Annotated in this window: 23 protein-coding genes and 1 riboswitch; of the genes, 10 read left to right on the forward strand and 13 right to left on the reverse strand. The window is 40.5% G+C overall.

The genetic code is table 11. From position 1 onward, the window contains the following. Positions 1–677: 677 nt before the first annotated feature. The 5 genes from WFH04_RS13500 to opp4C all read left to right on the forward strand — a co-directional run bounded on the left by WFH04_RS13500 (position 678) and on the right by opp4C (position 6,606). Entirely contained in the window at positions 678–1,664 is a 987-nt protein-coding gene (locus WFH04_RS13500; RefSeq protein ID WP_336824583.1) for an ABC transporter ATP-binding protein, read from the forward strand. A 2-nt stretch (positions 1,665–1,666) separates the two neighbouring features. Continuing rightward, positions 1,667–2,689 carry an ABC transporter ATP-binding protein gene (locus WFH04_RS13505; RefSeq protein WP_336824605.1) on the forward strand — a complete coding sequence of 341 codons (1,023 nt, stop codon included), beginning with the start codon at positions 1,667–1,669 and terminating at the stop codon, positions 2,687–2,689. A 124-nt stretch (positions 2,690–2,813) separates the two neighbouring features. Next, a complete protein-coding gene (locus WFH04_RS13510) occupies positions 2,814–4,646 on the forward strand; it encodes a peptide-binding protein (protein ID WP_381481582.1) in 1,833 nt (610 codons plus the stop codon). A gap of 62 nt (positions 4,647–4,708) precedes the next feature. Continuing rightward, positions 4,709–5,674: an ABC transporter permease gene (locus tag WFH04_RS13515; protein ID WP_336824585.1), complete on the forward strand. Its 966-nt coding sequence runs from the start codon at positions 4,709–4,711 to the stop codon at positions 5,672–5,674. A gap of 14 nt (positions 5,675–5,688) precedes the next feature. Next, positions 5,689–6,606, forward strand: a complete 918-nt coding sequence (opp4C, locus tag WFH04_RS13520) for an oligopeptide ABC transporter permease (protein WP_336824586.1) — start codon at positions 5,689–5,691, stop codon at positions 6,604–6,606. Between the two features lie 243 nt (positions 6,607–6,849). On the opposite strand, the gene WFH04_RS13525 is transcribed toward opp4C, so the two are convergent. The 3 genes from WFH04_RS13525 to WFH04_RS13535 all read right to left on the reverse strand — a co-directional run bounded on the left by WFH04_RS13525 (position 6,850) and on the right by WFH04_RS13535 (position 9,093). Further along, on the reverse strand, positions 6,850–6,999 hold the full coding sequence (locus WFH04_RS13525; RefSeq protein WP_336824587.1) for a hypothetical protein: 150 nt from the start codon (positions 6,997–6,999) through the stop codon (positions 6,850–6,852). A gap of 878 nt (positions 7,000–7,877) precedes the next feature. Continuing rightward, on the reverse strand, positions 7,878–8,441 hold the full coding sequence (locus WFH04_RS13530; protein ID WP_336824588.1) for an NADPH-dependent FMN reductase: 564 nt from the start codon (positions 8,439–8,441) through the stop codon (positions 7,878–7,880). A 151-nt stretch (positions 8,442–8,592) separates the two neighbouring features. Further along, positions 8,593–9,093, reverse strand: a complete 501-nt coding sequence (locus WFH04_RS13535; RefSeq protein ID WP_336824589.1) for a methylated-DNA--[protein]-cysteine S-methyltransferase — start codon at positions 9,091–9,093, stop codon at positions 8,593–8,595. Between the two features lie 134 nt (positions 9,094–9,227). Here WFH04_RS13535 and WFH04_RS13540 point away from each other — a divergent pair, with 134 nt between their 5' ends. Then, positions 9,228–10,067, forward strand: coding sequence for a metallophosphoesterase family protein (locus WFH04_RS13540; RefSeq protein ID WP_336824590.1), 840 nt, complete (start codon positions 9,228–9,230; stop codon positions 10,065–10,067). Positions 10,068–10,167: 100 nt separating this feature from the next. Here the strand turns inward: WFH04_RS13540 and WFH04_RS13545 are convergent, their stop codons facing one another. The 8 genes from WFH04_RS13545 to WFH04_RS13580 are packed head-to-tail and all read right to left on the reverse strand — an operon-like array spanning position 10,168 to position 19,161. Beyond that, the gene (locus tag WFH04_RS13545; protein WP_336824591.1) at positions 10,168–12,798 is read right to left on the reverse strand and encodes a YfhO family protein; all 2,631 of its coding nucleotides are present in this window, start codon (positions 12,796–12,798) and stop codon (positions 10,168–10,170) included. Beyond that, positions 12,795–13,175: a GtrA family protein gene (locus WFH04_RS13550; RefSeq protein ID WP_336824592.1), complete on the reverse strand. Its 381-nt coding sequence runs from the start codon at positions 13,173–13,175 to the stop codon at positions 12,795–12,797. Before WFH04_RS13550 ends, WFH04_RS13545 begins: the two co-directional genes overlap by 4 nt. Continuing rightward, a complete protein-coding gene (locus tag WFH04_RS13555; RefSeq protein WP_336824593.1) occupies positions 13,153–14,124 on the reverse strand; it encodes a glycosyltransferase family 2 protein in 972 nt (323 codons plus the stop codon). Before WFH04_RS13555 ends, WFH04_RS13550 begins: the two co-directional genes overlap by 23 nt. A gap of 51 nt (positions 14,125–14,175) precedes the next feature. Continuing rightward, positions 14,176–15,000 carry a carbohydrate ABC transporter permease gene (locus tag WFH04_RS13560; protein ID WP_336824594.1) on the reverse strand — a complete coding sequence of 275 codons (825 nt, stop codon included), beginning with the start codon at positions 14,998–15,000 and terminating at the stop codon, positions 14,176–14,178. A gap of 13 nt (positions 15,001–15,013) precedes the next feature. Next, positions 15,014–15,883: a carbohydrate ABC transporter permease gene (locus WFH04_RS13565; RefSeq protein ID WP_336824595.1), complete on the reverse strand. Its 870-nt coding sequence runs from the start codon at positions 15,881–15,883 to the stop codon at positions 15,014–15,016. 1 nt (position 15,884) lies between these two features. Continuing rightward, the gene (locus WFH04_RS13570) at positions 15,885–16,973 is read right to left on the reverse strand and encodes an ABC transporter ATP-binding protein (protein ID WP_336824596.1); all 1,089 of its coding nucleotides are present in this window, start codon (positions 16,971–16,973) and stop codon (positions 15,885–15,887) included. Positions 16,974–16,990: 17 nt separating this feature from the next. Then, positions 16,991–17,809, reverse strand: a complete 819-nt coding sequence (locus WFH04_RS13575) for an HAD family hydrolase (protein ID WP_336824597.1) — start codon at positions 17,807–17,809, stop codon at positions 16,991–16,993. Positions 17,810–17,868: 59 nt separating this feature from the next. After that, positions 17,869–19,161, reverse strand: a complete 1,293-nt coding sequence (locus tag WFH04_RS13580) for an ABC transporter substrate-binding protein (RefSeq protein WP_336824598.1) — start codon at positions 19,159–19,161, stop codon at positions 17,869–17,871. Positions 19,162–19,494: 333 nt separating this feature from the next. Between WFH04_RS13580 and WFH04_RS13585 the strand changes: the two genes are divergently transcribed. Further along, positions 19,495–20,316: a squalene/phytoene synthase family protein gene (locus WFH04_RS13585; protein WP_336824599.1), complete on the forward strand. Its 822-nt coding sequence runs from the start codon at positions 19,495–19,497 to the stop codon at positions 20,314–20,316. A 297-nt stretch (positions 20,317–20,613) separates the two neighbouring features. Here the strand turns inward: WFH04_RS13585 and WFH04_RS13590 are convergent, their stop codons facing one another. Both WFH04_RS13590 and WFH04_RS13595 read right to left on the reverse strand, forming a co-directional pair. Further along, positions 20,614–22,170 (reverse strand): ABC-F family ATP-binding cassette domain-containing protein, encoded by a 1,557-nt coding sequence (locus WFH04_RS13590; protein WP_336824600.1) that lies wholly within the window; start codon positions 22,168–22,170, stop codon positions 20,614–20,616. A gap of 104 nt (positions 22,171–22,274) precedes the next feature. Then, positions 22,275–22,817, reverse strand: a complete 543-nt coding sequence (locus WFH04_RS13595; protein ID WP_336824601.1) for a helix-turn-helix domain-containing protein — start codon at positions 22,815–22,817, stop codon at positions 22,275–22,277. 164 nt (positions 22,818–22,981) lie between these two features. On the opposite strand from WFH04_RS13595, the gene WFH04_RS13600 reads away from it, so the two are divergent. From WFH04_RS13600 to WFH04_RS13610, 3 genes are all read left to right on the forward strand, one after another. Next, entirely contained in the window at positions 22,982–24,259 is a 1,278-nt protein-coding gene (locus WFH04_RS13600; RefSeq protein ID WP_336824602.1) for an MFS transporter, read from the forward strand. A 19-nt stretch (positions 24,260–24,278) separates the two neighbouring features. Further along, positions 24,279–25,268, forward strand: a complete 990-nt coding sequence (locus tag WFH04_RS13605) for an ornithine cyclodeaminase family protein (protein ID WP_336824603.1) — start codon at positions 24,279–24,281, stop codon at positions 25,266–25,268. A gap of 229 nt (positions 25,269–25,497) precedes the next feature. Continuing rightward, positions 25,498–25,597: riboswitch (purine riboswitch) on the forward strand. A 34-nt stretch (positions 25,598–25,631) separates the two neighbouring features. Further along, complete coding sequence (locus WFH04_RS13610; RefSeq protein ID WP_336824604.1) at positions 25,632–26,810, forward strand: MFS transporter; 1,179 nt, start codon at positions 25,632–25,634, stop codon at positions 26,808–26,810. The last annotated feature ends 90 nt before the right edge of the window (positions 26,811–26,900 follow it).

The raw sequence follows: 26,900 nt of genomic DNA on the forward strand, positions 1-26,900 counted from the left end.
GGAATTTGCCCAGCTTGGCTTGAGAACGCTTGCCACGTGGAAGACAATATAGGTGCGCGACGTCCGTAGTGCCTTAATTTCCGCAAAATGCGCGTAAATACAACAAATCGAACCCTTCGCCGCTCGATTGACTGCATGACTCGCCTCGTGCAGGCTCACACGAGGCCGAGCGATGACCCGAATAGAACGTAATGTTCATGAGGGAAGGAACAAAGGAGGCAACCTAAGCTCGTTGCTCCTGCAGCAACGGTTGCATGACCAGCGTCCTACTGGCCTCAACTTAGTATGCGAACGTTTGTCAACAAGCTGAGCCCGGTGCCTCTGGGCTTTTTCCATATCAATCGACAGAAAAACACATAAACCTCTTTAAAAACCATTAACTCACTCTATGCATAGATAAAGCTCTCCAACAACGCATAATCCTGCTAAAGCCACATAACTTCAATACTTCCATTGCTATTATACAGTTATTTCATAAATCGAAACTTCATAAAATCGAAATAAATTCCTGTTGATTCCTGTAGAATAAGTTCGAACCATCTTTTCCGATATATTACAAAAAAGTGATTGACAACTTTGAGTGTTATGATTAGGATTGTATATAATTATCAGACTAATCATAGAATAATTGATTACCGCTCTTCTTTTTTTGCTACTAACACGAATGGAGGGTCTCTATGAATCAACCCGTCTTGAATGTCCAAGCGTTAAAAACGTATTTTTACTTGGAACAAGATTTGATCGCAAAAGCGGTTGACGGCGTCTCTTTTTCAGTTTATCCGGGAGAAACTGTTGCAATCGTTGGAGAATCAGGCAGTGGAAAAAGCATTACCGCCCTTTCAATTATGCAGCTTATTAATAAACCCGGACGCATCGTAGAAGGAACTATTCAAATGAATGACCGCAACTTGCTTGAATTAAAGGCTAAACAAATGACTTCGGTCCGCGGCAACCAAATTGGCATGATTTTTCAAGAACCGATGACAGCCTTAAATCCTGTCTTCACCATTGGTAATCAACTAATTGAAATGATCCGTAAGCATAAGAAAGTATCCAAAAATATCGCCAAGCAAAAGGCGATTGAATTGTTAAAGATTGTTGGCATTCCCCGCCCCGCTGAAATCATCAAGGAATACCCCCACCAACTTTCCGGGGGAATGCGACAACGTGTTATGATCGCCATGGCAATCTCATGTGAACCTCAACTCATCATCGCAGACGAACCTACCACAGCATTAGACGTAACGATCCAAGCTCAAATCTTAGACTTATTAATCGAAATGCAAAAGCGCTACAATATGGCACTTCTTCTCATTACACACGACTTAGGTGTTGTTTATGAATATACTGATCGGGTCATCGTCATGTACGGTGGACAAATCGTTGAACAAGCCCCGACGAAGCAACTGTTAAAATTGACAAAGCATCCTTATACACAAGGTTTGTTGAGCAGTTTGCCAAATTTGGAGGAAGATGTAGATCGTTTAGGAACGATTAAAGGAACCGTTCCGCCCGCCTACAATTTCCCTGTCGGCTGCCGATTCTCTACCCGTTGCCCGTATGCGATGGAAAAATGCAGTCAGTCCAACCCCGAACTGTTTCAATACGACATAGATCACTACGTACGCTGCTTCCTATACGACGTTGGAGGTGAAGCGAAATGACGATGGTCCAAACAACAGCGATTGAGAAAAAAACCGGCGATGAACTCGTCGTCATTCGGGATGTAAAAAAATATTTTCCAATAAAAGGCGGCGTTTTGCGGCGTACGATTGGACAACTTAAAGCAGTTGACGGCGTTTCCTTTAGCATACGCAAAGGGGAAACATTAGGGATCGTCGGTGAATCGGGTTCCGGGAAATCGACATTGGGACGCGTCCTCATACGATTATTAGACCCGACAGAAGGGCAAATCCTTTTTAATAACGAAGACATTACGAAATTACGTCAGCGTCAAATACGGCCAATCCGCCAAAACATGCAAATCGTCTTCCAAGACCCTTTTGCATCATTGAATGCAAAAATGAGCGTGGAACAATTAGTGGAGGAACCTTTAATTGTTCAAGGATCGATTTCTAAAAAAGAAAGAAAAGAACGTGTAAAAGCGATGATTGAGAAAGTCGGTTTACGTGTCGATGATTTGCAAAAATACCCTCATGAATTTTCTGGAGGACAAAGGCAGCGAATTAGCATCGCACGGGCACTCATATTGGAACCGAAATTTGTCATTTGCGATGAGCCAGTGTCTGCATTGGACGTTTCCATTCAAGCGCAAGTTTTGAATTTAATGAAAGACTTGCAGGATGAATTGGGTTTAACGTATTTATTCATCGCCCACGACTTAAGCGTCGTCAAACATATTAGTGATCGTGTGGCAGTTATGTATTTAGGGAGGATTGCAGAAATTGCCCCGAAAAAAGAGTTGTATGAAAACCCAATGCATCCATATACAAAGGCATTACTCTCTGCAATTCCAATGATTGATCTAAATGAAACCCCACAAACCAAAAAGGAGAAAATTAAACTGCCGGGCGACTTGCCAAGCCCTGCTAATCCACCTTCAGGCTGTGCGTTTAGAACGCGTTGTCCGAAAGCTTTTGATAGATGTGCCATTGACCGTCCAGAGTTGCAAGAGATTCAAACAGATCATTTTGTCGCTTGTCATTTATATAGCGAAGGAACGATATAATCTATCAAATGCATAGTTGTTTTACTCCGGTGTCACAGTCATTACTGCGAATTTAGGAGGTGATGCATCGATCCATATCCACTCTTCATTGATGTGTCGAAAAAAAGTAAAGGGGGACATGATGTTGACAAAGCTATATATGCACAGATTTACTCTTATCGTTCTATTGTTGATGTTTGGCATGGTGTTGGCTGCATGTAATTCTAAGGATGATGCAACGGGTGATACTGCTACCGAAACGGAAAAACCGTCAGAAGTGGCAGAAACAGAAGAAGACGAAAAAGCTGCAGAAGAAGGTCCGAAAAAGGGAGGTACAATTGTCGGTGCGATGTACTCTGCGCCGGCTGGTATGTTCAACCCGATTTTCTATGAAGATTCCTATGAAGCAAACATTATCGATTTTGTATTTGAAGGATTGGTAAGTCAAAACGAATCATTGGAATTCATACCAAGCTTAGCTGAAAAGTGGGAGACAAATGATGATCAGACAGAGATCACATTTTTCTTGCAAGAAGGAGTTAAATGGCATGACGGCGAGGAATTTACAGCTGATGATGTCGTCTATACGTACAAAGCGATGTCTGATCCGGATTATGAGTCTGCTGGCGGTGTAAGAGCAAACTATGTGCAGCCGTTATTAGGCTACGACGAATATCAATCAGGCGAAACAGATGAATTTGTTGGTGTTGTCGCAGACGGAGACTATAAAGTAACGTTTAAGTTTGCAGAGCCGAACGTCTCTCCTCTTTATTATGCAAGCTTCCCGATCATCCCGGAGCATATTTTTAAAGATATTCCGGTAAAAGACATTCCGGAAGCTCCTGAATCATTGCAGCCAAATAAATTAATCGGTACAGGGCCATTCAAATTTACGGATATGATCGAACGTGAGCAATATGTTTTATCCCGCAATGACGATTATTGGAAAGGTGCACCGCTATTAGATGAAATCGTTTGGAAAGTCGTTGCACAATCGGTCATGATCGGGTTACTTGAAAAAGGAGAAATTGATTTTGTGGCAAGTCCTGGCGGCATTGCACCTGCAGATTATGATATCGTCAATGACTTTGGCAATGTTGTCATTGTAGAGCAAGCTGATTTCGGCTATCAACTTTTAGGCTTTAAACATAACCATCGAACAACAGCAGACGTTGAATCAGGCGCGTTGACACCTGATAACTGGGTTCCGAACAAAAAACTGTCTGATCCGAAAGTGCGTCAAGCGATCGCTTACGCTGTCAACCGTGTCGGGTTAGTCGGTGAAGGGCATGGCGAAGGATTATTGCACGGCAGAGGGCAACCGATTAACTCGCCGATTGCCCAACAAATGTGGGCATACGATGAAAATGCAGTTACAAAATATGATTATGATCCAGCAAAAGCTGAAGCGATGTTAGATGAAGCGGGTTATGTTGACGTGAATGGAGACGGTTTCCGAGAAGATCCAGATGGCAACGAGTGGGTCTTGAACATGGATTACCCTCTTGGAAATGAATTGCGCGAGCGCTCAGCTCCGATCATCCAAGCCGATTTAGAAAAGGTCGGCATTAAAGTGAACTTGCGCCAGCCATCTGAAATGTCTGTTTACGTTCCTGAACTAACAGATGACAATACAGATTGGGATCTATATTTGATCGGCTGGAATCTGAGCAGTACAGATCCAGACCCATCCGGATTATGGGCAACAAGAGCGGGTTACAACTTCTCTCGATGGAACAATCCAAAGTCGGAAGAACTGCTTCAAAAAGCGGTAAAAGCGCCAGAAGCATTTGATCAAAAATATCGTGAGGAAGTTTATGCTGAGTGGCAGAAACTCTTCTCTGAAGACTTGCCTGCATTGCTTCTATATGCACAAAACAGCCTATGGGCATACAATGACCGCATTCAAGGCATTAAAATTCTTCCACACACGATGTATCAGGATTCCCATGAGTGGTGGGTTGAAGACGCAGAATAATTGAGGGAGGATACGCGAGAGTATGCAAATGCATACTCTCCCCCTTTAAGGGAGGAAGATGGATGGTTCAATTTATCATTAGAAGAATTCTCTTATTTATCCCGATGCTGTTCGCGCTATCGATTATCGTCTTCGGCCTCGCAAAAGCTGCTCCAGGCGATCCATTTTCAGGCAAGATTCTTGATCCTGATGTCGGCATGGAAGTTTACGAGAAACAGCGGGCTGAATTAGGTTTGGACAAACCAATCCCTGTCCAATACATAAATTGGGCAAAAAAAGTCATTCGCGGCAATTTCGGAGAATCGATTACGTACAAAGGAAGATCAGTAGAAAGCCTTATTAAAGAACGTTTTATGAACACTGTCTATTTAGGAATCTTTGCTCTCGGCATTACATTGATCGTTGCAATACCGATCGGGATCTATTCTGCAAGGCATCCTTATTCTTTAATGGATTATGGAACAACAACATTTGGATTTTTCGGGCTCGCTGTTCCTAATTTCTTTTTCGGTTTAGTTGTTATCTATTTATTCGCCATTAAATTAGGTTGGTTTCCTGCTCAAGGTACAATTTCTAATAATAAATTAACCGGCATTGCAGAAATTAAAGATCGGCTTCATCATATGATATTGCCCGGGCTGACATTAGGTCTTGCAAGTACAGCTGGGTATATGCGTTATATGCGCTCAGAAGTGATGGATGTATTGGGGAGCGATTATATTCGGACGGCAAAAGCAAAAGGGATGTCAGATCGCAATGTACTATATAAGCATACTTTGCGCAATGCGTTAATTCCAATCATTACTTTATTAGGGATGGAATTAGGGCCGTTGCTTGGCGGAGCAGTAATTACGGAGCAAGTTTTCAATTTCCCCGGCATTGGCACTTTATTCATTGGATCAGTCGTGAACCGTGACTATCCTGTCGTTATGGCAATCGTTCTTCTATTAGGGGTAGCTGTCTTAGTGGGGAATTTATTAGCCGATATCTTTTACAGCATTGTTGATCCGAGGATTCGTTATGATTAGGGCGGTGATTTGATATGCATTCAATTAATGAAGATGAGTTGCAACCTCAAGAAAGCACAACACAAATGGTACGCAAACATAGAAGCCCCTTTCAATTATCTCTTCAGCGATTTTTGAAAAATAAACTTGCAATTGCAGGTATGGTAGTTTTGACGATTATGATTTGTGCTGCTATTTTTGCGCCGTTGCTGACCGACCACGATCCGTTGGAGCATAATTTGATGAAAGTCGAACAAAGTCCAAATAGCGAACATATTTTAGGTACAGACAGCTCTGGGAGAGATAATTTTGCTCGTCTGCTGTACGGCGGCAGAATTTCACTCGTTATCGGTTTTAGCACGATGTTATCCACTCTACTCATCGGTCTAATTTTAGGCGTGATCAGTGGCTATTATGGCGGCAAGATCGACAGCATCATAATGCGGTTAAGTGATCTTGTCTTAGCATTGCCGTTCCTCGTTTTGGCCTTGACAATTATTGCGATCATGAAAAAGGTTACGATTGGCTTGTTCGTTGTCATCATAGCGATTGTCAGCTGGCCGAGCTTGACCCGAATCATTCGCGGCACTTTCCTTTCACTGAAAGAGCAAGAATTCGTCTTAGGTGCCAGAGCAATCGGTGCGAGTGACTTCAGAATCATTTTGCGTCATTTCCTGCCAAACGCGATAGGACCGATTATTGTCAACGCTACGTTAATGATGGCAACGATGATTATCGTTGAATCGGGCTTAAGTTTCATCGGCATGGGCATCCCTCAGCCAACACCAACATGGGGAAATATGATTTCTGAAGCGCAAGGGCTCCGAATACTTCGTTATCACCCTGAGGCATGGATTCCTCCAGGACTCGCCATTTTACTAACTGTATTAAGCATTAACTTTATCGGTGACGGCCTGCGTGATGCTTTCGATCCGAAAAGCGAACGACGGTAATTAAACATGGATAATGATTAGTTATCGTAAACTGTAGACAAAGCAATACATTATTGACTTTGTCTACAGTCGTGATCAAATTGCTCAACTTACTTATAACGCTTCACACACAGAAGAGCCTATAATGCCCTCTTCAATGTTCAACTGCCTTCGCTTTGCTTAACCCGCTTCCTGCGAACCCATCGAAGTATGTGAGCGCTTGTCGTCAAGCTAATACGGCCTCATATCGGCCTTTTTTATTTCTTACAAAAACCAATAAGATAATAGAGCCCGGAACGATGACTTCGTTCTTTTGCTATTGTTTTTAGCTTTGCGCTCCATCCGGTACTCATTCACTTCTTGTTGTATATCTTGCATATGTCGTTGGACGACTTCCCTATCAGTAAAATACATTTTTTTATTCTCCTCTTGGAGAGGAACCTGAGAACTTGATTATGAAAGAAAACTTAATTTCCGCAAATGCCTATCATGTTCAATACAACTCGGAGATTCCCACTCCACCAATTTTTTATATTTGTTTTTCGTTTCGTTTTTCCACAATACAATTTGTTTTCCAATCATTTTATTCTTCCTCCTTTTTTATTTTTCTACTGCTCGGCCTATGGAAACCTTGCTACCCGCTTCCTATAGACCATTCCTTTGTGAACTTTCGCGCTTGAATTGCAAACATACTCAACACTCCTTTTCAATTTATTTATGTTACACGCCGAAGCGTGGAAACACCAAAATTCGGAAAATGAAGACGCAAAAAAGCACACGCCTTTTAACATAAGCGTGTACTCATAAAAAAAGAACGGCAATCATGCCATCCAAGGTTAATTTTTTGCAGAATAAACCTTCGGCAGGCACGGAATTTGTATTTGGTTAAATTGAGATGTAAATAAATTAGTCATTTTCCGTACCTCCATTTCCTAATTGATGATTTAACTACCTGAGGATACCATTTCCAATTTGCAATTGTCAATACTTTTTATAAAGTTTTTATTTTCCTTCCAAGAAAATAAAAAGAGCTTGCCTATTTAGGCAAACTCTCAGACTGTAGACAAAGTATCTTTTTACTTTGTCTACAGTCTTTTAAAGGTTTTTAGTTATGGGATAAGTGTTTGCCCAGCTTGGCTTGAAAACGCTTGCCAGACAAGGCGCGAAGTCGAGCGAAGACTCGAATAGAACTTAGGTTCATGAGGGGACGAGCGAGACGAGCAACGCAGTATGCGAGCGTTTGTCAACAAGCTGAGAGCTTGCCTATTTAGGCAAACTCTTCTTTTAAAAAATCATACTTGTGCGGCAACGCGATTTTTTTCATAGAATTCAATAAAGTTATTGACAACCATGTCGAGGAAATCGATTGTTCCTTGGTCAATCAATTCACCTTTATCGTTCAATTTTTCGTGAACGGAACCGATGTAAACTTCATTATTTGGCAGCAATGCAGGTGAAAGCATTGGATTTGATAAAATTTCTCTTAAATGAATTTGTGCACGAACACTTCCTAAGACACCCATCGAAGAACCGATGATGAAAGCAGGTTTGTCCTTGATTGCAAAATTGCTGCGAGATAGCCAGTCAAGCGCATTCTTCAGAGCCCCTGGAATTGAGAAGTTATATTCCGGCACTGCAAATAGCACTGCATCCGACTCTCTAACATTTTCCATAAATTCTTTAACGTTTTCTGAAGGGTCGCTCTCCTTTTCTACCGAAAACATGTCAACATCGTTAATGAATACAGGTGTGATCTCTAAACGATCAGCATACTTTTTGCGAAGGTATTCGACTAATTTAAGATTATTTGAAGTAGGGCTTGTGCTCCCTATAATAGCTTTCACTGTAATTTTCATGATGTATAGCTCCTTTGATTTGATTCTTACTTCAATAGTGTAACTCAACTATTGATTGTTATACATATATTATGCTCATTTGCAAGCAAATTTGGAAGTACGCACTTCATAGTGACATAGTTTCCTAAAAGAAACTACCATGAACTATCACCTATCTACTTTCCAGCTCTAATAACTGTCTTTTCATTTCCAAACCACCTCGAAAGCCTGTAAGCTTACCGTTTTTAGCAATTACACGATGGCATGGAACGACAATTAAGATAGGATTTGCACCAATCGCACTACCTACTGCCCGGACAGCTGAAGGCTTGTCGATTTGATTTGCGATGTCCGAATAAGAAACGGTTTGTCCGTAAGGAATTTCCGTCAATGCTTGCCATACACTTTTTTGAAAATCAGTTCCATACGGATCAATCGGTAGCGTAAACTGTTTGCTTGAACCATTGAAAAAAGATAGCATGTCCTCAATATACGGACCCATCTCCTTTTCACTCTCAATCAATTCAAATGTTGGCAACCATTTCGTAATGTAGCGATTGAGATCGTCAAATGTCTCCAAAGGAGTCCCCGCATAGCAAAGCCCTTTATCAGTCGCGGCCATATGAATTTCCCACTCATTTATTTTAAGTTTTGTCCAATATACTTTTGTCATACAATACTCAACTCCTTGTATTTTTATATTAATTCAATTGATTTTACAAGCCATTAACACAAATCCTATATGGCCTTCATAATAATTTCTTACGATTGTAAATGAATACATCTTGAAAGGAGAAGACACAAACTATGAAAATTGCATTGTTCAGCGATCTACACTATCCAGCTATTGACGAGAGAATTTCAGGTCTATTGGAGGCACGCTCGGCATTCTATGAAAAATTTATCGATCAATTTTTGAAAGTTGACGCCGAGCTTCACGTATCATTAGGAGATTTGACGAACTACGGCATGCGCCATGAATTAGAGAACATTTACTCACTAATTGGCGAACGACGAGAGTTCATTCACGTCTTAGGAAACCACGATAATTATTCGATGACGAAAAATGAATTGCTTACCATAACAGGTCAAAAACGATACTCCTCATTCGAAACCGAGCAAGCGATCTTCGCCTTTTTAGATACTGCCCGTGAACTTGACCATGAATGCTGGGGCGGTTGGATGGATGACGAGCAACTCGATTGGTTAGAGCATGTAATTCAAAATTCTGAAGAAAAACCGTTATTAATTTTCGCACACCATCCTGTTCACAATACAACAGCAGGGTCTGAGAGGGAAAATGGCTCCATTCATCCTTCGATAAATATGCGTTCTTTGCTTCATCAAAAGAAAGGAATTGGCATGTACTTCAATGGCCACATGCATTGTGATTCCATCGTCAAAGAAGGAAACTGGACATTTGTGCAAACAGCTGCTTGCTTAGATCAACCTGCTTTCCGGCTAATTAACATTGCGGATGAATCAATTACTGTAACTGCGATTGATGTGGACGATGAAACACTTCGGCAAAATGCCCAGCGAATTTATGATAATATCAATCATTTCACTCATAGAGCGGACGCACGTGGTGAACACGAACATCGCAACTGCGAAGTCTCTCTCGTTCATGCAAGCACAACCGTATGAAACGATTCTTTTGATTTATTTCATAATAATACGAAAGACAGATGAAAGAAACAATTCAACTTCTTTCATCTGTCTATTTTTATAAAAAGACAATATAAATCTACAAATGCGATCCGATTTTCCTATATGTTCTCTGCCTTAACCAAATCACGAATAAGCAAATTGCCGTAAAGCTTGCTATTATCCAAGAAACCTTGAAGAATGGTGGTAAATAGGTTAGCTCAACGGTATTTTTCCCTTTTTCGATTTGCAATCCTGTGAAAGCATAATTAGCACGTAGAATCTCCTGCTTTACCCCATTCACTTTTGCTGTCCAGCCACGCTCGTAAGGAAGTGGAAGAATCATATGTGAATCGCCATGCACATTATCGACTATAATCGTCGCTCTACGTCCCTTCCATTTTACAGTTGCAGCAGGCATTCCTCTGCTTTCTTCTTTTCTATTTTTCAGCAATGAGTAATCTTCCATATATAACTTTAAATCTTTCAAGATATAATTCCCTTTAGGTAAACGGAGTCGTATTCGTTCGTCTGCTTGCACCCGGATCGTCACTTCATTTACATTTGTACGGTAAATCGAATCGTTTTTCTTCCGTTCTGTTTTAAAATCGTTTAGCGATAATATAAAATCCTTGTCATTGCTTTTACGTTTAATAAAAAACGTTAAAAAAGCATCTTCTTTCACGATCGATTTGTCGTGCAAGACGATATCTACACCACCTGTGTTATCCTTCACTTCCAACACGCCATCTGAGTATGTTCCTCCAACCGGCTCAACCGCGACTTGCTCCATTACGTCCTCTACTTCCGGAAGACGGGAAGAACCCCCTTCAATCTTAGGAAGGATTACGCCTTCTAACATTGCATGTTCTTTTGCCAACACAGGCATTTCTTCCAAATCCTTTTCAGAATATAAGATCGAAGTCGTCCTAACAAAAGGCAGCTTATAGTCATTCCGGTAAGCTACATATTCCCCTTCCCTTGCAACTTCGGAAAATCCGAACGGAACAGGATCTCCCCCATCTTGCCGTATAACGTAAGCACCATTCAATACAGCATACAAATTTGCACGATCGCCAAGAGACGCATATCTGCTTACACTTTCCCTTCTCATATCAATCGAAAGATCATGCAAATAGAATGACAAAAGATGATGATTCAAAATGCTCGAATAAACACTAATCCCATTAAAATCCTGAACAATTGGCGTATTATTGCGCGTCTCTACCATCCAATCAATCCGATCAAGAGGATGATCTGCCATATCTTGTACTCTTTTTATCAATTTTCGCTGATCGATTCCATAGTACTCTTCACTTTCCATATAGGTCCGTGTAATACCATAATCAGGTCCTTTGCCCTTTCCATTATCTCGATATGTTAATTTCTCTTCTTGAAATTTATTTGCAGTCAAAATAGATGTATACAAAAGGAATCCAATTATCAACCAGGCAGTCCATCTTTTTTTATATTGAACAAATAAGAAAAAGAGAAGCAGCGTAATAGCAGCACAAATCATTAAATAAGATTCGTATATTTTTATTTTCAGCTTCGGATCCCCAATGAAAAAGAGAAGATAAAGCATACTACCAGCGAAAGCAGCAACATAAATATCCCGTAATCGGACCATTTTCACATGTTGCAGTGCGACTCCAGCCACTCCTCCAGCAACAAGCGAAAGGAAATGTTCCCATCGATATTGCGGTGCAGATAGACCGTTAAAAAGACTCCCAATAAATGGACTGTAATGCAATATGCATAATGTGATTGTTAAAGCGGCAAAAAATCGAAACGAACGTTTTTTATAGAATGGTTTAATTAATAAGCTAAAGAGCACGAACGCAGGCAAAATAACGAGACGACCGTGCAATAACAAATTATCGACAGCCCCAAATAACGGAATCGAATCTTCATAAGGTGGCCTATAATTGTTCAAGTAACCGTACGCAGCAGGGATGAAAAATGGTGTACTTAGCAAAGCCCCTGTTATACCTCCAAGGAGGAACAGCTTGATTTGCCTCCTTTTCTCCACTTCTTCGAGAAACAGCGGAAAAAGCCAGCGAAAAAGAATGTAGATGAATGCAATTAAAAAATTCACGTACGCAAAATAGAAATTGTCAATCATATTAATTGCGACAGCAAAGATGAACCAACTAACTTTTCCATCTTTTATAATAGCTTCCACTCCAATGAGAAGGAGCGGAAGAAACAGCATCGCATCTGCAAAGAATTCCCAATACGTGACGTGACGGAAATACATAATGCTCGTTCCATATACTGTTGCAGCAACAAACGCCGAGAGTAAGTTGAATCGTATTTTTCTAAAATAATATGTAGTTAATAAGAGGATGCATGTCATCCGTAAAATACTAATCATTAATATGATATTTGCCCAATAAAACAAATCAGGAGTAGAAAGGACGCCGATCTGCTCCAGTAAAAATGTTAGAAGAACCGTAGCATAAAAGATGAGTGATGTTGAAAAATAGTAACCTAATTGTGAAAAGACACCCCCACCTAAGCCAAAGCTTTCCGAATAAAAAAATTCCCCTTCCGTAAATAAGTTGTATAAGAAATACTTGAACGGAATCATTTGCGAAAGCCCATCATTTAACCCTGTCATATACCGTCCTTTGAAAAACTCGGATATGAAAAAGTGGTGACTCAGGATAGCTACAAGCAGGCAAGCGACTCCGACAAATAATTTGCGATGTCTTTCGAAAATGGTCATGATGTCTTCAACACCTTCCCCGTCACAACAAACGTAATTGGCACCGTTACAAAAAGTGCCGCAATCGGTGCTATGCTATCATTCATGCCAAACCATTCAACTAACATGAACAATAAAATAAACGTTACGAAAATGTTCACGAACTGCGTTAGCGGAAAACGTACAAGCTTTTTCCATGTCGGTTTCACTTGATACGTTACATAGCAATTCAAAAAGAACGACGCTCCCATACTAATGACAACCGCCAAACTATGCGCAATAATATATGGAAATATAGCTATATGGAGTCCTGCCAAATACAATCCGTAATAAAGACCTGTGTTTACAATGCCGACCATCATAAACTTGTAAAACTCATGATCGATGAATCGTCGCATGCTGATCCTGTTTTCCTTTCATTTCCACGCTAGCTTGGCCAATTAAATAATGCGGTCTTTTTTTCGTCTCATTATAAATTCTGCCTACATATTCACCAATGATCCCTAACGAGACCAACTGGATTCCCCCTAAAAAAAGAACAGAAGAAATTGTAGTGAAATATCCAGGCACATCGATTCCATTCAGAAAAATACTAACGAAAGTAGCTACAATATAAATAAGAGCGGAGCTTAATGTGAAAAGACCAATATAGAAGCATAGTCGCAATGGTTTCGTATTAAAAGATACAATCCCATCAACCGCATAATTAAGCAGCTTTCCAAATGACCATTTCGTTTCCCCATGCTGCCTTACAATATTTTCATAGGAGATTGTCTTCTGCTCTAAACCGATCCACGCATAAAGCCCTTTTGAGAAACGATTGCTCTCGCTTAATAGCAACAGCGAGTCAACTGCCTTCCTGCTAAGCAGTCGAAAATCTCCTTCTCCATCACTTAACCGCACATCAATCGCATTATTAACGAACTTGTAATAGCTCTTAGATAAAAAGGTTCTCATTTTTGATTCACCATTTCGGTTTCGTTTGGCGACGACTTGATCATATCCTTCCTCAAAGCCTTTCAATAGTTCAGGAATTAAAGAAGGCGGATGCTGTAGATCGGCATCCATAACGATCACTGCCTGTCCTTTCGCATGTTGCAGTCCGGCTAAAATCGCTGCCTCCTTGCCAAAATTTCTCGTGAATGAAACATACCCGGCTTCCGAATACGAATGCAGCACATGCCGAATTTCATCCATCGTTCCATCCGAACTGCCGTCATCAATAAATAACACTTCAAAACCCGCTTGCTGATGTTGCATTTCTTTCGCAATAGCATCCATTACCTTTTCAACATTCCCCGCTTCATTATAGGAAGGGACGACGAACGAAATCATCAGCTGTTCCATTCAAACATCAACCTCTCTTGACATCATTTTTTCAAACTCACAATCAAACGGTCATTTCACGCCGGTATAGACAAAAGCCCGTATAATTTGTCGTTGCGCGAAGAAAAACACGAATAAAATCGGCACTACAAGAATAAGATTTCCTGCCATTAATATATTCCAAGCGACTCCTCCATCGACTTCACGCAATTTTGTAATACCGAGCGGCAATGTACGTGCAGCATCAGAAGTTGTCATAACTAACGGCCAAAAATAGTCATTCCAATGCCCGATGAAGCTGAACATCCCAAATGTAATTAATACCGGTTTCGCCATCGGCACCATAATACGCAGCATAATTTTCCATTCACTCGCTTGATCTAAACGGGCTGCTTCAAGCAACTCCTCCGGCACTTGCTTAAACGATTGCCGCAAGAGAAAAATTCCAAAAGCACTAGAAGCGAATGGCAAAATAAGTGCCCAAAGCGTATCAAGCAATCCCCAGGAACTCATTTGCAAATAAACCGGCAAGAAAATAAGCTGTGTCGGAATCATCAATGTAATCATCGTGATGCCAAAGAAAAATTGATTTCCTTTAAATTTGAAACGGGCAAATGCATACGCTGCAGGAATGATCGTCGCAAATTGGAGCAGTAAAATGCCTATTGAAACGATCGTACTGTTTATGAAGTATTTTAAAAACGGTCCCGAATTCCATGCTTTTGCGAAATTTTCCCAAAGCAATTGATTCGGTATCCATTTTGGCGGGAATGTCATCGTTTCACCTAATGTTTTAAATGAAGTTGAAATCATCCAGACGAAAGGCAGCGCAAATATGCAAATGAGCAAAAGCAGGCCAACTGCATTCAAGACCATCCAAATCGGATTCTTTTTCATAGATTCGTCCCCCTCATTGATAATGTACTTTTCTCGATAGCAGCTTAAAGTACAAAATCGTAAATACGCCGACAAGTAGTAGCAAAATAACGCCGGCTGTAGATGCATGGCCGATTTTAAAGAAACGGAAGCCATTTTCGTAAATGTAGTACACAATTGTATTGGTCGAATTAATCGGCCCGCCGCCTGTCATAATTGAAATCGTTTCGAACACTTGAAAGGATCCGATTAACCCAATAATTGTCAAGAAGAACAAAGTTGGTGATAACATCGGCAATGTCAGTTTAAAAAACGTCCGGCATTTGCCAGTATCGTCTAAAGCTGCCGCCTCATAAATATCCTTCGGGATACTTTGCAGCCCTGCAATAAAAATAAGTGTATAGTAACCGATCCCTTTCCAAACAGCTACAATAATAAGAGAAAGCAATGACGTTTTCGGATCGGTTAGCCATGGAATATTTGATATGCCAAACAAATTAAGAAACCAATTCAATAATCCGTAATCCGTATCCATAAGCCACATCCATAGCATTGAGATGGATACAAGGGAAATAATATGCGGACTGAAAATTGCCCCTTGGACAAACCCGTAAATTGTTCCCTGCCGATTCAACCAAAGCGCCAGCAAAAGGGATATGCTAATCGTCAATGACACAGTTAAAATTGAATAGACGAAAGTATTTCGTAACACTTGCATGAACTTCGCATCAGATAGTAATACTTTAAAATTGTCTATCCCAACGAAATCCTTTTCTGGGCTCACAAAATTCCAATCATGGAAACTTAAAAAAATCATATAGCCGATTGGATAAAGGAAAAATAATGCAAATATAATAATTGCCGGCAGGATCATTAAATACGGCCTAACCTTTGTATAATTCATCCTACACCCCTCCGATAATCGCCGGCTTCGAGTCAATCGTTTTTTCATCCAACGTAATAGTACGGATCCGCTCTTCTTGTGCATTAAAAAAATAAAGCTTGTCATAATGCAACGCAATATACACATGCTTTTTGTTTGTGATCGGTTCGGAAAAACTTTTAATATTCATCGTTCCAGCCTGATTTGTAACTGTGTAAATCGTTTCTGCACCCAACGTTTCCGTTGTCACAATTTCGCTCTTCATAATGAGATGATCAGGCATTTCCTCTAATTCTGACATAATCTTTGCATGTTCTGGTTTGAACCCGATATAAGCAACATCTTCAAATAAATTAGGCAGTAAAAATTCAAGGTGTTCCCTCTTCAAAATATTCATAGCAGGCGTGCCGATAAACTCTGCAGTAAAAATATTGTTTGGATCATGATACATATTCATCGGAGAATCCACCTGTTGGATAACGCCTTTATTTAGCAAAATAATTTGATCACCCATCGACATTGCTTCCACCTGATCATGAGTAACATAGATGAATGTCGTACCTAACCGCTTATGCAACTGGATCAATTCACGTCTCATTTGCCCTCTCAACTTCGCATCCAAGTTGGATAAAGGCTCATCCAAAATGAAAACTTTCGGTTTTTTCACCATCGCACGTGCTAATGCTACCCGTTGCCGCTGCCCACCAGAAAGTTGCTGAGGCTTTTTATCTAAATGCTCCGACAACCCGACAATATCGCTAATTTCTTGTATTAACATTTCCCGCTCTGCTTTTGGAACTTTCTTATTAACTAAACCGAATTCAATATTTTTTCGCACAGTCATCGTAGGATACAGAGCATAGTTTTGAAACACCATCGCTATATTCCGCTTTCCTGGCGCTACATTCGTTACACAATCATTCCCGATCCAAATATCACCGCTCGTCGGAGTTTCGAGCCCCGCTATCATTCGGAGCGTGGTTGACTTTCCGCATCCTGAAGGACCAACGATCACTGTAAATGAGCCATCAGCTATCGTCAGATTTACGTTTTTCACAACTTCGTCTTCATTGAACTTTTTTACAACGTTCGTTAATCTGATTTCCGCCATTCTAATCCTCTCCTTCGTTACAGTTTCACGGCCGACATGTGCATCAAAACATCGGATAATTCTTCAACTGTTTGCACTGCAACATCCCATTCGTATTGTCCATAATGCTTATATGGAGAAATGAGGCATGTACGACCGCCCAACCGTTTAACAGGCAATAGATCATTGAATGGGTTGTCGCCGATAGACAAGATTTCACTTGGTTGATACCCTTTCTTTACGAATCGTTTTACAATGCGATCCATTCCTACCGGTTTCTTGGCATCAAATATATACTCATTAAAAAGTGATCCGATATTTAAATAAGATACAAATGCAGGACCTGTCTCTCCCGCAGTATTCGTCATAAAAATTTTCTTCTCGGCATGTAGCGATTTGATACTTTCAAACAAACGGTCATGACGTTGGAAGGCATATGGCTTCTCAATCATTTCGTACCGCACCTTTTCAAACGCCTCTATCCGTTTTTCTTGTGAGATGCTAAACTTTGCCGCGTACAAATGTGCAATGCCCCAAACATCCCCAATAAATAGCAAAGAAGAATCATCCTCTACATGCCGCTCGCGTTTCATTCCTTCCCATGAATAACAAGACGTTGGTATAAAATTCTCATGTAGAAAAACATCATGTTGAATCCGATCGAAATAGCAGCCAAAATGGACAGGGTGATTCCCTTCCAAAATGTCATACGCTTCATGAACAGCGGCTGCAATTTCTTCCTCATTGAAGTTATCCTTTAACATATGCGCAATGTACCGCCCTAAAAACGTATCGTCCTGATACAACGTACCGTCCAAATCGAAAATAACAACTTTTATCTCATCCATCCACTTCATTATGAACATCTCCTTTTGAACGGAAGAGAAGTGAAGAATCACCTCTCCCCCGTTTCAAATTATTTTAAAAGCGCATTTGCTAAAGAAGCTGCTTGATCTAAAGCCTCTTTCGGAGAGAAGTCATCTTCTAAAAGACATCTCGTAATCTCATCTGATAGAATAGTTGAAATCTCTGGATAAGCTTCAGCCATTGGACGTGCTTTGCCGTATTGCAACTGATCGACAGCAACTTTATATTGGGGCGTCTCTTTATACAAACTCTGCATATCTTCAGAATCAACGGCAGACAATCGGCTCGGCAAATATCCTGTATATGTACTTGCATAAATTGTCTGTTCCTTTGCAGTCATCCATTTAATAAATTTCCATGCTGCTTCTTGCTTTTCGGGAGTCAATCCAGCAGTCATAACAAGGTTTGCTCCCCCTGTCGGAACGCCATTCATTTTATTTGCAGGCATGAAAGCAGTATTTAGCTCAAAACCATTTTCCTCTGCAATCGCAATATTGTTTGTTAAGTTTGCAGTTGAAGCAAAAATCATTGCTGAGCGCCCATTCGCAAAATCTTGTGCCGCTTGGGCAGATGCTTCATCTCCTGCAGGAATCTTCAAAATGCCTTCCTGTGCTAAACGTTTCCAATACTCAAGAGCCTCCACTCCAGCCTCACTATTGAAAGTGACTTCTGAATCATTTTCTGCTAGCATATCCCCTCCATTCGCACCGATGAAAGCTTCAAAAAACCAGATGCTAACTGGCATGCTCATCCCTACACTTTTCCCTTCAACTGTCAGTGCACGTAAATAGTCTTCGAATTCCTTCCAATTTTTCGGGCCTGCTGGATCGAGCCCTGCTTCTTTTAACATATCAACATTCATATAAAGAATCGGTGTACTGCGCAAATAGGGAAGCCCATGAATTTTGCCATCCACGTATGAATTGCCCATAAGTCCAGGGTTGAAGTCTTCCAACTGAATGTCGGGATCTTGTTCGATAAACGGCGTCAAGTCTTCTGTCATTCCCGATCTTGCAAAAACACCCATTGAAGCAATTTCATTCAAAGTAACTTCAGGTGCATTTTTAGCGGCAAACCCTGCTTGTGTCTTAGCATGTAAATCTTCATAGCCACCTTGAAATTCTGCTTTCACAAAGACTTCATCCTGAGATTCATTAAACATCTTCACTAAGTTTTCATTGTTTTCTCCGATCTTATCTCCAAACGCATACCAATAAGTGATTTCCGTTCTTCCGCTGTCAGCTGAAACTTTATGCTCCGAACTTTCATCCTTCTTATTTGAACAAGCACCAAGCATGAATACTACTCCTATCAACACTAATACTCTTCCAATGTTTTTCATTTCGTTCCCTCCAGTCGATTTATAAATAGTCAACAGGCTAAAGGATTTTCGTCATATCATTTCCGGCTGAACCCTCCTCTTCTTTTCTCCTTACAGCCCATATTGTACGAAGCGATTGTTAAGCAAATATCTTTTCCGTGTAAATGTTTAGTAAGTTTCACTCAATAAACATTCGCAAGTAAGTCCTCTCGCGAATGTTTATCCATTTATAATTTGAAGATCCGGCTTGCGATGCCTAACAACAAAAGGAATGGAAATCACTTGGGAAAGTAGTGTATAATGAAAAGAATAAATGTAAAAACCACTTATCCGATCAAATGAGGAGGGACTTTCTTGGGAAACGAAGCAACATTGCACAAAGATGCAATGCATGTCCTCAAATTAACGAGCAGGACCTTTTATATTCCGATAAAATTGCTTAACAATACGCTTAGAAAGACAGTAGGTTCAGCTTATTTATGCATGCGTGCAATCGATGAAATTGAAGATCATGAAACTTTGCAACCCGAAGTGAAACAGCATTTGCTGCGTTCTACAAGCAAGCTGTTGCAATCAAAATTCGATGACAGCGCATACCGCCAGTTACTCCAGCCTTATGAACACTTGCTTCCGGAAGTGACTATCCGATTAGGCGACTGGCTATCTGTCTGCCCTGCCAATTTGATCGAAAAAGTGAAGGAATCGACGAGCATCATGGCTGATGGCATGGCAAGCTGGGTTGAAAAAGGGTTCAATATACAAACGAAAGAAGACTTGGACGACTATACATATTATGTGGCAGGACTTGTAGGAGTCATGCTATCAGATATATGGGAAGCTTATGATGGCACGAAAACCGACCGTGAGTTGGCGATTGGATATGGCCGTGGACTCCAAGCCGTTAATATGCTTCGCAACCAAGACGAAGACGCCGACCGTGGTGTCCACTTCATGCCGGACGGATGGACACGCGATGATTTGTTCAAATATGCGGAAGAAAACTTGGCGAAGGCCGATGCCTATATTACATCCATTAAAACTAAAAACATTTTACTGTTCTGCAAAATACCTCTTGCACTCGCAAAGAAAACACTCAACGCGTTAAATAGCGGCCAAGAAAAAATGGCTCGCGCAGAAGTGGAATCAACCGTTGAACAAATTTTGAAGGAGCAATAAATACCCAACGATTGGATTATTCCTTGCAGAAGCATGGGTCATTCATTTAGAATGATCCATGCTTTTTTTGAATTGAACAACATAAAAGGACTGCTTTAGGTTAAAGAAACTGCGACTCGATCCTAAAGGTGCAACGTAACGTATAACCACTGCAACATAATATAAAACGTGGGCATTACAACATAGATACTTCGCAACACAACGGAAACAATAAAAATAAGGGCATAGAACTAAAATGTCCTATACCCTATTTCCACTACTATGCGTTTTTCAACATCTTACAAACAGATTTTTGAATTAAAACATTTTCGTCGTCCATTTCTCGCCATTCCAAACATCTGTAACAACGTCTTTATAAAATTCAGGCTCATGGGATATTAAAAGCACGCTGCCTTTATACGCTTTGAGCGCTCGCTTTAATTCATCCTTCGCATCTTTGTCCAAGTGATTCGTCGGTTCGTCCAGCACGAGTAAATTCGTTTCGGCATTCATTAATTTGCAAAGACGCACTTTTGCACGCTCTCCGCCGCTTAACACCTTTACTTTACTTTCAATATGCTTCGTCGTTAATCCGCAGCGCGCCAACGCTGCTCGCACTTCGTATTGTGTATAATGAGGAAAGGTTTCCCAAACCTCTTCCAAGCAAGTGCGATTATTTTCTTCCTTCGTTTCCTGTTCGAAATAGCCGATTTCAAGATGTTCACCAAGCTCGACAGTTCCCGATAGTGCCGGGATTTCTCCTAATATGCTTTTTAGCAATGTCGTTTTCCCGATGCCGTTCGCTCCGGACAACGCAATTTTCTGTCCTCGCTCCATCGTTAAATTCAATGGCTGCGAAAGCGGCTCGTCGTATCCGATAACAAGATTTTTCGTTTCAAATAGAAATCTTCCAGGGGTACGTGCCATTTTAAAATCAAATTGTGGCTTTGGCTTCTCCTCATCCAATTCAATCATTTCCATTTTATCCAACTTCTTTTGTCGGGACATCGCCATTCGGCTCGTCGCGGCATTCGCTTTGTTGCGTGCAACAAAATCTTTTAAATTGGCGATTTCCTTTTGCTGTTTCTTATATGCCGCTTCCAATTGTTGTTTCTTCATCTCATACACGCGCATAAATTCATCATAATCGCCTGGATAGCGGGTGATTTGCTGGTTTTCCATATGATAAATGACGTTGATGACGCTATTCAAAAAAGGAAGATCATGCGAAATTAAGATGAATGCATGATCGTAATTTTGCAAGTAGTTGCGAAGCCACTCGATATGCTCAACATCTAAATAGTTCGTCGGCTCATCCAATAATAAAATATCTGGTTTCTCAAGGAGCAGCTTGCCAAGCAGTACTTTCGTCCGCTGTCCTCCGCTTAAATCTTGCACGTCACGATCCATGCCGAACTCATCCAATCCAAGACCATTCGCGACCTCATCCACTTTGGCGTCTATAATATAAAAATCATTGTTCGTCAATTCATCTTGCATTTGGCCCGTCTCTTCAAGCAGACGCTCCAACTCATCAGGATCAGCATTAGCCATTCTCTCAAATAGTTCATTCATTTCTGCTTCGACATCAAAAAGATATTGGAATGCGGTCCGCAATACATCACGAATCGTCATGCCTTGCTTCAACACGACATGCTGATCCAAATATCCGACACGAGCCCGCTTTGCCCAGCTAATCGTTCCAGCGTCAGGCTCCAATTTTCGGGTAATGATGTTCATGAATGTGGACTTCCCTTCCCCATTCGCACCAATTAGCCCGATATGCTCCCCTTGCAATAAACGAAATGACACATCTTCGAAAATCGCGCGATCCCCGAATCCATGACTCAAATTCGATACTGTTAATAAACTCATCTATTTTACACCTTTTCTTTTCAAAGAATTCCCGCTGAAAACGGCTGTTATAATTATATAGTGTATATAGGCAGTGGGAAACAATAAATAAAACAGTAGATTGATTAATCGCCTTTTACTTCAGAGGATACACAAAGAAATTTCACGTCTTTTTCTGTGTAATTGTACCAATAATGCGGTCTTGTTGAATCAAGCATAATTGATTCGTCCGGAAGGAGGGTATAAATTTCATCCTCAAGACGTATAGTCAATGTTCCTTCAATAACATAAATAAATTCCTGTCCTCTATGCGTAATAAGATTCCCTTCTGTTTGCCCAGGTTTTAAAATGACTAACAGCGGTGCGAAATCGCGCCTACGAACCATGGTGCCTAAATCCTTATAATAAATATTATGTTCTTCCATCCGCTGGTCAAAACTATTTGTTTGATCGTCACTTGATTCATTTTCCTCAAAAAAATAACTCGGGTTGACCCCAAAGGCGATAGAGATTTTTTTCAAGGATTCCAACGTCGCTGAAGATTTTCCTCTTTCCAATTGTGATAAAAAACTAATTGAAAAACCTGTTTTCTCAGCAAGCTCTTTTAGTGTCATACTTCGCTTTGTTCTAATTCTTTTAATCTTATTTCCTAAATGATTCGCAGCCATTTTAATTTCTCCTAAAAATTTTATGTTGACAGAATATTAGTATATAACTATGATAAGCTTAATACAATTTAAGTACTACTTCAATTTAGTATGTAAAGCGCTTACATATTTTTTTACTCATTAATTGAAGTGTCACTTCAATTATACAAAAGGGGGAAGAGTTTGTGGAGAAGAAACAGTTAAATAGAGTATTAGTTGCCAGCTTAGTCGGAAGTTCGATCGAATGGTTCGACTACTTCCTGTACGGAACAGTAGCCGCGTTAGTATTCAACCAAATCTTTTTTGTCAATGAAGATCCGACAGTAGGACTTTTGCTATCATACGCATCATTTGCCTTAGCCTTTTTTATACGTCCGTTCGGTGGCATCATTTTCAGCCATATAGGTGATCGAATCGGTAGGAAAAAGACGCTTGTATTAACGCTAAGCTTAATGGGAATTGCCACTTTTGGGATGGGATTATTGCCTACCTATCAAGCAATTGGTATTTGGGCGCCAATCCTGTTGATTACGCTGCGTCTTATTCAAGGATTAGGTATTGGGGGCGAATGGGGCGGTGCTCTTCTGCTCGCCGTAGAATATGCACCACCTGAAAAGAGAGGGCTTTTTGGCGCTGTACCACAAATGGGCGTTACAATCGGGATGGTGCTCGGTACATTAGCTTTGTCAATTATGACATTGCTGCCAGATGATTCATTCATGACTTGGGGCTGGCGTGTACCATTTATCATGAGTGCTTTGCTCGTCGTATTTGGACTATGGATTCGGAAAGGAATAGACGAAACACCGTCATTTAAAGAAGTACAGAAACGCGGAGAAATTCCGAAGATCCCAATTGTCACGACTTTTAAAACCCATTGGCGTGAAGTGCTCATTGCCATCGGTGCAAAAGTTGTTGAAACAGCCCCATTCTACATTTTTGGAACATTTGTCGTTTCCTATGCCACGAGTTATCTTGGCTATACAAGGACTGCTACTTTAAATGCCGTCATGATTGCAACCATTATTACAACGATTTTAATCCCACTGATGGGGAGATTATCCGATAAAGTTGGAAGGAAGCCTCTTTATGTATGGGGAACAATTGGAATGATTCTATATGCATTTCCTTATTTCTGGCTCATTAAACAAGGGTCCGTCGCATTATTAATCATTGCCACAATAATAGGGCTTGGGATTATATGGGCACCTATCACGGCAGTTCTCGGAACGATGTTTTCCGAAATATTCTCGGCAGAAGTTCGCTATACAGGCATTTCTTTAGGTTATCAAATTGGAGCAGCAGTTGCTGGAGGTACAGCTCCGCTTGTCGCAACAGCATTGCTCGCAAATTTTAATGATTCATATATTCCAGTTGCGCTTTATATTATTTTCACTGCTGTTATCTCACTCATTGCCATTTGGGCAGTAAAAGACAGGAAAAACGAAGCGCTCGATCTATAATGTTAAAGGAGCGATTTCAATGTTAATTATCAATGAAAAAGAAATCCAGGCTATTTACGGAATGAATGAAGCAATCCTTGATATAGAACATATTTTGCGTGCGAAAGCAGAAAACAAAATTGCCAATCCACACCGTACAGTAATTGAATTTCCGCAGCATAGTGCATCTGTGCTCTATATGCCAAGTTCTGATTTATCAAATGAAATAACGACGATTAAAACTGTTACGATCTTTCCAGAAAACCCTTTAGTAAACAAACCGACTACACAAGGTGTCATTCTATTATCTGACGCGCAGGACGGCACTCATTTATCATTAATGAATGCTTCTTATTTGACACGACTTCGAACAGGAGCCTTAAGTGGGATTGCTACCAATTTTCTCGCAAGAAAGGATGCATCTGTACTGACCATTATCGGTACGGGTGCAATGGCTTTTGAGCAAGTATTAGGCGTATTGCAAGTACGGCGAATCACAAAAATACTATTAGTAAATCCGACTGCCTCTAAAGCAGAACGGTTTAAGGAACGCTTAAAATCCTTTGGTATCAATGAAACAATTACAATTGAAATTGAAAAAGACGTAGCAGCTGCTGTTCAGAAGGCAGACGTTATTTGTTGTAGTACCCGCTCGAATACACCCGTCTTTGACGGAAATGATATTCGGCCTGGCACGCATGTCAATGGCGTAGGTTCTTACTTGCCTCATATGCGGGAAATGGATCATACATTTATTAAACGCTGCAGTAAAATTGTTATAGATGATGAATTTGGAGTTAAAGAAGAAGCAGGTGAATTAATTTACGCAAATAACCAGAATGACTGGACATTCGATGAACTACATGGTGAATTGATGAGTTTGGTCGTAGAAGAAATTCCCGGAAGAACCGATCATGAAGAAATTACGTTCTTTAAATCAGTCGGAGCTTCCTATTTTGATCTCGCTGTTGCCCAAGGAGTTTATCAAAAAGCAGTGAAAGAAAAGGTCGGCATTGAAGTTGACGTTTAATTGAAGAGCTATAAGTGGCGAAGAAATGTTATTTTATTTCTTCGCCTTTTTCATTGAAAACAAGGGCTGTCGCCATCCTTAGGGTCTGTTATCCGTTGTGTAGTAACTTTTCATGTTTTATTTGAAAAGTAAATAGAGTGTTATTGCAAATTTAGAAGTAAATAGTAGCTCCCAATAACATTTTCCTAATAACACTTGCTAACTATTCAAAATCATGATAGATTGGAAAATGGAAATTTCATAATGAAGATGTATAACCTCAATAATATGGTTTGAGGGTCTCTACCAGGAACCGTTAAATCCTGACTACAATGCTCATTTTGTAGTTAGGATTTTTTTATTTGTTCTATAGGAGGTCTTTTTATGGATTTTAGAGTATTCATACTTGCTGCCTCAACGGTCATTATTGGTTTAGTCGAGTTGATTGTAGGCGGAATTTTACCGATTATCGCTGATGATATGAATGTTTCAATTGGAACGGCGGGGCAGCTCATTACGATCTATGCACTTGTTTATGCGATTGCTGGGCCCGTCTTGTTGACACTTACCGCGAAAATAGAGAGAAAAAAACTTTATCTCATTACGCTTGGCATCTTTTTCATCGGCAATGTCTTAATGTTTATGAGCCCTACATACGCCTTTATGATGTTTGCTCGTATCATTTCGGCAATGAGCGCTGCTTTGCTCATCGTCCTTTCTTTGACAATTACCGCTAAAATTGTTGAGCCAAGGTTTCGTGCAAAGGCATTAGGCTATATTTATATGGGTATTAGCTCTTCCCTCGTATTAGGCGTACCAATCGGCATCGTCATGACGAATGCGTTTGGTTGGCGCACTGTTTTCTTAGGGATTGCAGTTCTTTCAATTGTTTCGTTCATATTGATTTCTATATTTTTGGAAGCTGTTCCAACAGGAGAAGCGCAATCGTTGTCTGTTCAAATAAAAGCGCTTGGCAATAAAAAACTTGCTGGTGCCCATTTAGCAACAATGTTCATGTTAGCTGGACATTATACTGTCTATGCCTACTTCACACCGTTTTTAGAAACGACGCTACAGCTAAGTTCTTACTGGATTAGCGTTTTCTACTTTTTATTCGGTATCGCAGCAGTTGCAGGGGGAGCATTCGGCGGTGGTCTTGCAGCCCGTATTGGTTCCAAAAAAAGTATCTTACTCATTTTAGGGGCATTTGCGATCAGCTTATTCATATTGCCTTACTCAACTTTCTCAACAATTGTCTTCGTCATCGTTATGATGATTTGGGGAGGATTGAGCTGGGCACTTTCCCCGCCGCAACAAGACTATATTATTGAAACAGATCCCGTAACATCGGATATTCACCAAAGCTTTAACAATTCAGCACTCCAAATCGGCATTGCGATTGGATCAGGCGTAGGTGGATTCGTATTAGGAAAAACAGAATCAGTCGTCAGCACTGCTACAGTTGGAGCAGGAATAGTCGTTATCGCATTCATTTGCGCAGCAATATCGCTAAAAATGCCAACCCAATCAAATATAAGCAATAAAGAAGGGGCTGTCCAATAAGTCCCTAAAATAGAACAGGTGGCGAAAAACGAATCGTTTTTCGCCACCTGTTCTTGTATTTTTCTCATTCAATACTGAAAGTAGCACGCG

The sequence above is a fragment of the Sporosarcina sp. USHLN248 genome, from assembly GCF_037144575.1.
Taxonomy (GTDB): Bacteria; Bacillota; Bacilli; order Bacillales_A; family Planococcaceae; genus Sporosarcina; species Sporosarcina contaminans.

Excerpts from the sequence above, each read along its gene's own strand:
- WFH04_RS13500 (WP_336824583.1), top strand. The coding sequence starts at position 678 with ATGAATCAACCCGTCTTGAATGTCCAAGCGTTAAAAACGTATTTTTAC.
- WFH04_RS13505 (WP_336824605.1), top strand. The coding sequence starts at position 1,667 with ATGGTCCAAACAACAGCGATTGAGAAAAAAACCGGCGATGAACTCGTC.
- WFH04_RS13515 (WP_336824585.1), top strand. The coding sequence starts at position 4,709 with ATGGTTCAATTTATCATTAGAAGAATTCTCTTATTTATCCCGATGCTG.
- opp4C (WP_336824586.1), top strand. The coding sequence starts at position 5,689 with ATGCATTCAATTAATGAAGATGAGTTGCAACCTCAAGAAAGCACAACA.
- WFH04_RS13525 (WP_336824587.1), bottom strand. The coding sequence starts at position 6,999 with ATGTATTTTACTGATAGGGAAGTCGTCCAACGACATATGCAAGATATA.
- WFH04_RS13530 (WP_336824588.1), bottom strand. The coding sequence starts at position 8,441 with ATGAAAATTACAGTGAAAGCTATTATAGGGAGCACAAGCCCTACTTCA.
- WFH04_RS13535 (WP_336824589.1), bottom strand. The coding sequence starts at position 9,093 with ATGACAAAAGTATATTGGACAAAACTTAAAATAAATGAGTGGGAAATT.
- WFH04_RS13540 (WP_336824590.1), top strand. The coding sequence starts at position 9,228 with ATGAAAATTGCATTGTTCAGCGATCTACACTATCCAGCTATTGACGAG.
- WFH04_RS13545 (WP_336824591.1), bottom strand. The coding sequence starts at position 12,798 with ATGACCATTTTCGAAAGACATCGCAAATTATTTGTCGGAGTCGCTTGC.
- WFH04_RS13550 (WP_336824592.1), bottom strand. The coding sequence starts at position 13,175 with ATGCGACGATTCATCGATCATGAGTTTTACAAGTTTATGATGGTCGGC.
- WFH04_RS13555 (WP_336824593.1), bottom strand. The coding sequence starts at position 14,124 with ATGGAACAGCTGATGATTTCGTTCGTCGTCCCTTCCTATAATGAAGCG.
- WFH04_RS13560 (WP_336824594.1), bottom strand. The coding sequence starts at position 15,000 with ATGAAAAAGAATCCGATTTGGATGGTCTTGAATGCAGTTGGCCTGCTT.
- WFH04_RS13565 (WP_336824595.1), bottom strand. The coding sequence starts at position 15,883 with ATGAATTATACAAAGGTTAGGCCGTATTTAATGATCCTGCCGGCAATT.
- WFH04_RS13570 (WP_336824596.1), bottom strand. The coding sequence starts at position 16,973 with ATGGCGGAAATCAGATTAACGAACGTTGTAAAAAAGTTCAATGAAGAC.
- WFH04_RS13575 (WP_336824597.1), bottom strand. The coding sequence starts at position 17,809 with ATGAAGTGGATGGATGAGATAAAAGTTGTTATTTTCGATTTGGACGGT.
- WFH04_RS13580 (WP_336824598.1), bottom strand. The coding sequence starts at position 19,161 with ATGAAAAACATTGGAAGAGTATTAGTGTTGATAGGAGTAGTATTCATG.
- WFH04_RS13590 (WP_336824600.1), bottom strand. The coding sequence starts at position 22,170 with ATGAGTTTATTAACAGTATCGAATTTGAGTCATGGATTCGGGGATCGC.
- WFH04_RS13595 (WP_336824601.1), bottom strand. The coding sequence starts at position 22,817 with ATGGCTGCGAATCATTTAGGAAATAAGATTAAAAGAATTAGAACAAAG.
- WFH04_RS13605 (WP_336824603.1), top strand. The coding sequence starts at position 24,279 with ATGTTAATTATCAATGAAAAAGAAATCCAGGCTATTTACGGAATGAAT.
- WFH04_RS13610 (WP_336824604.1), top strand. The coding sequence starts at position 25,632 with ATGGATTTTAGAGTATTCATACTTGCTGCCTCAACGGTCATTATTGGT.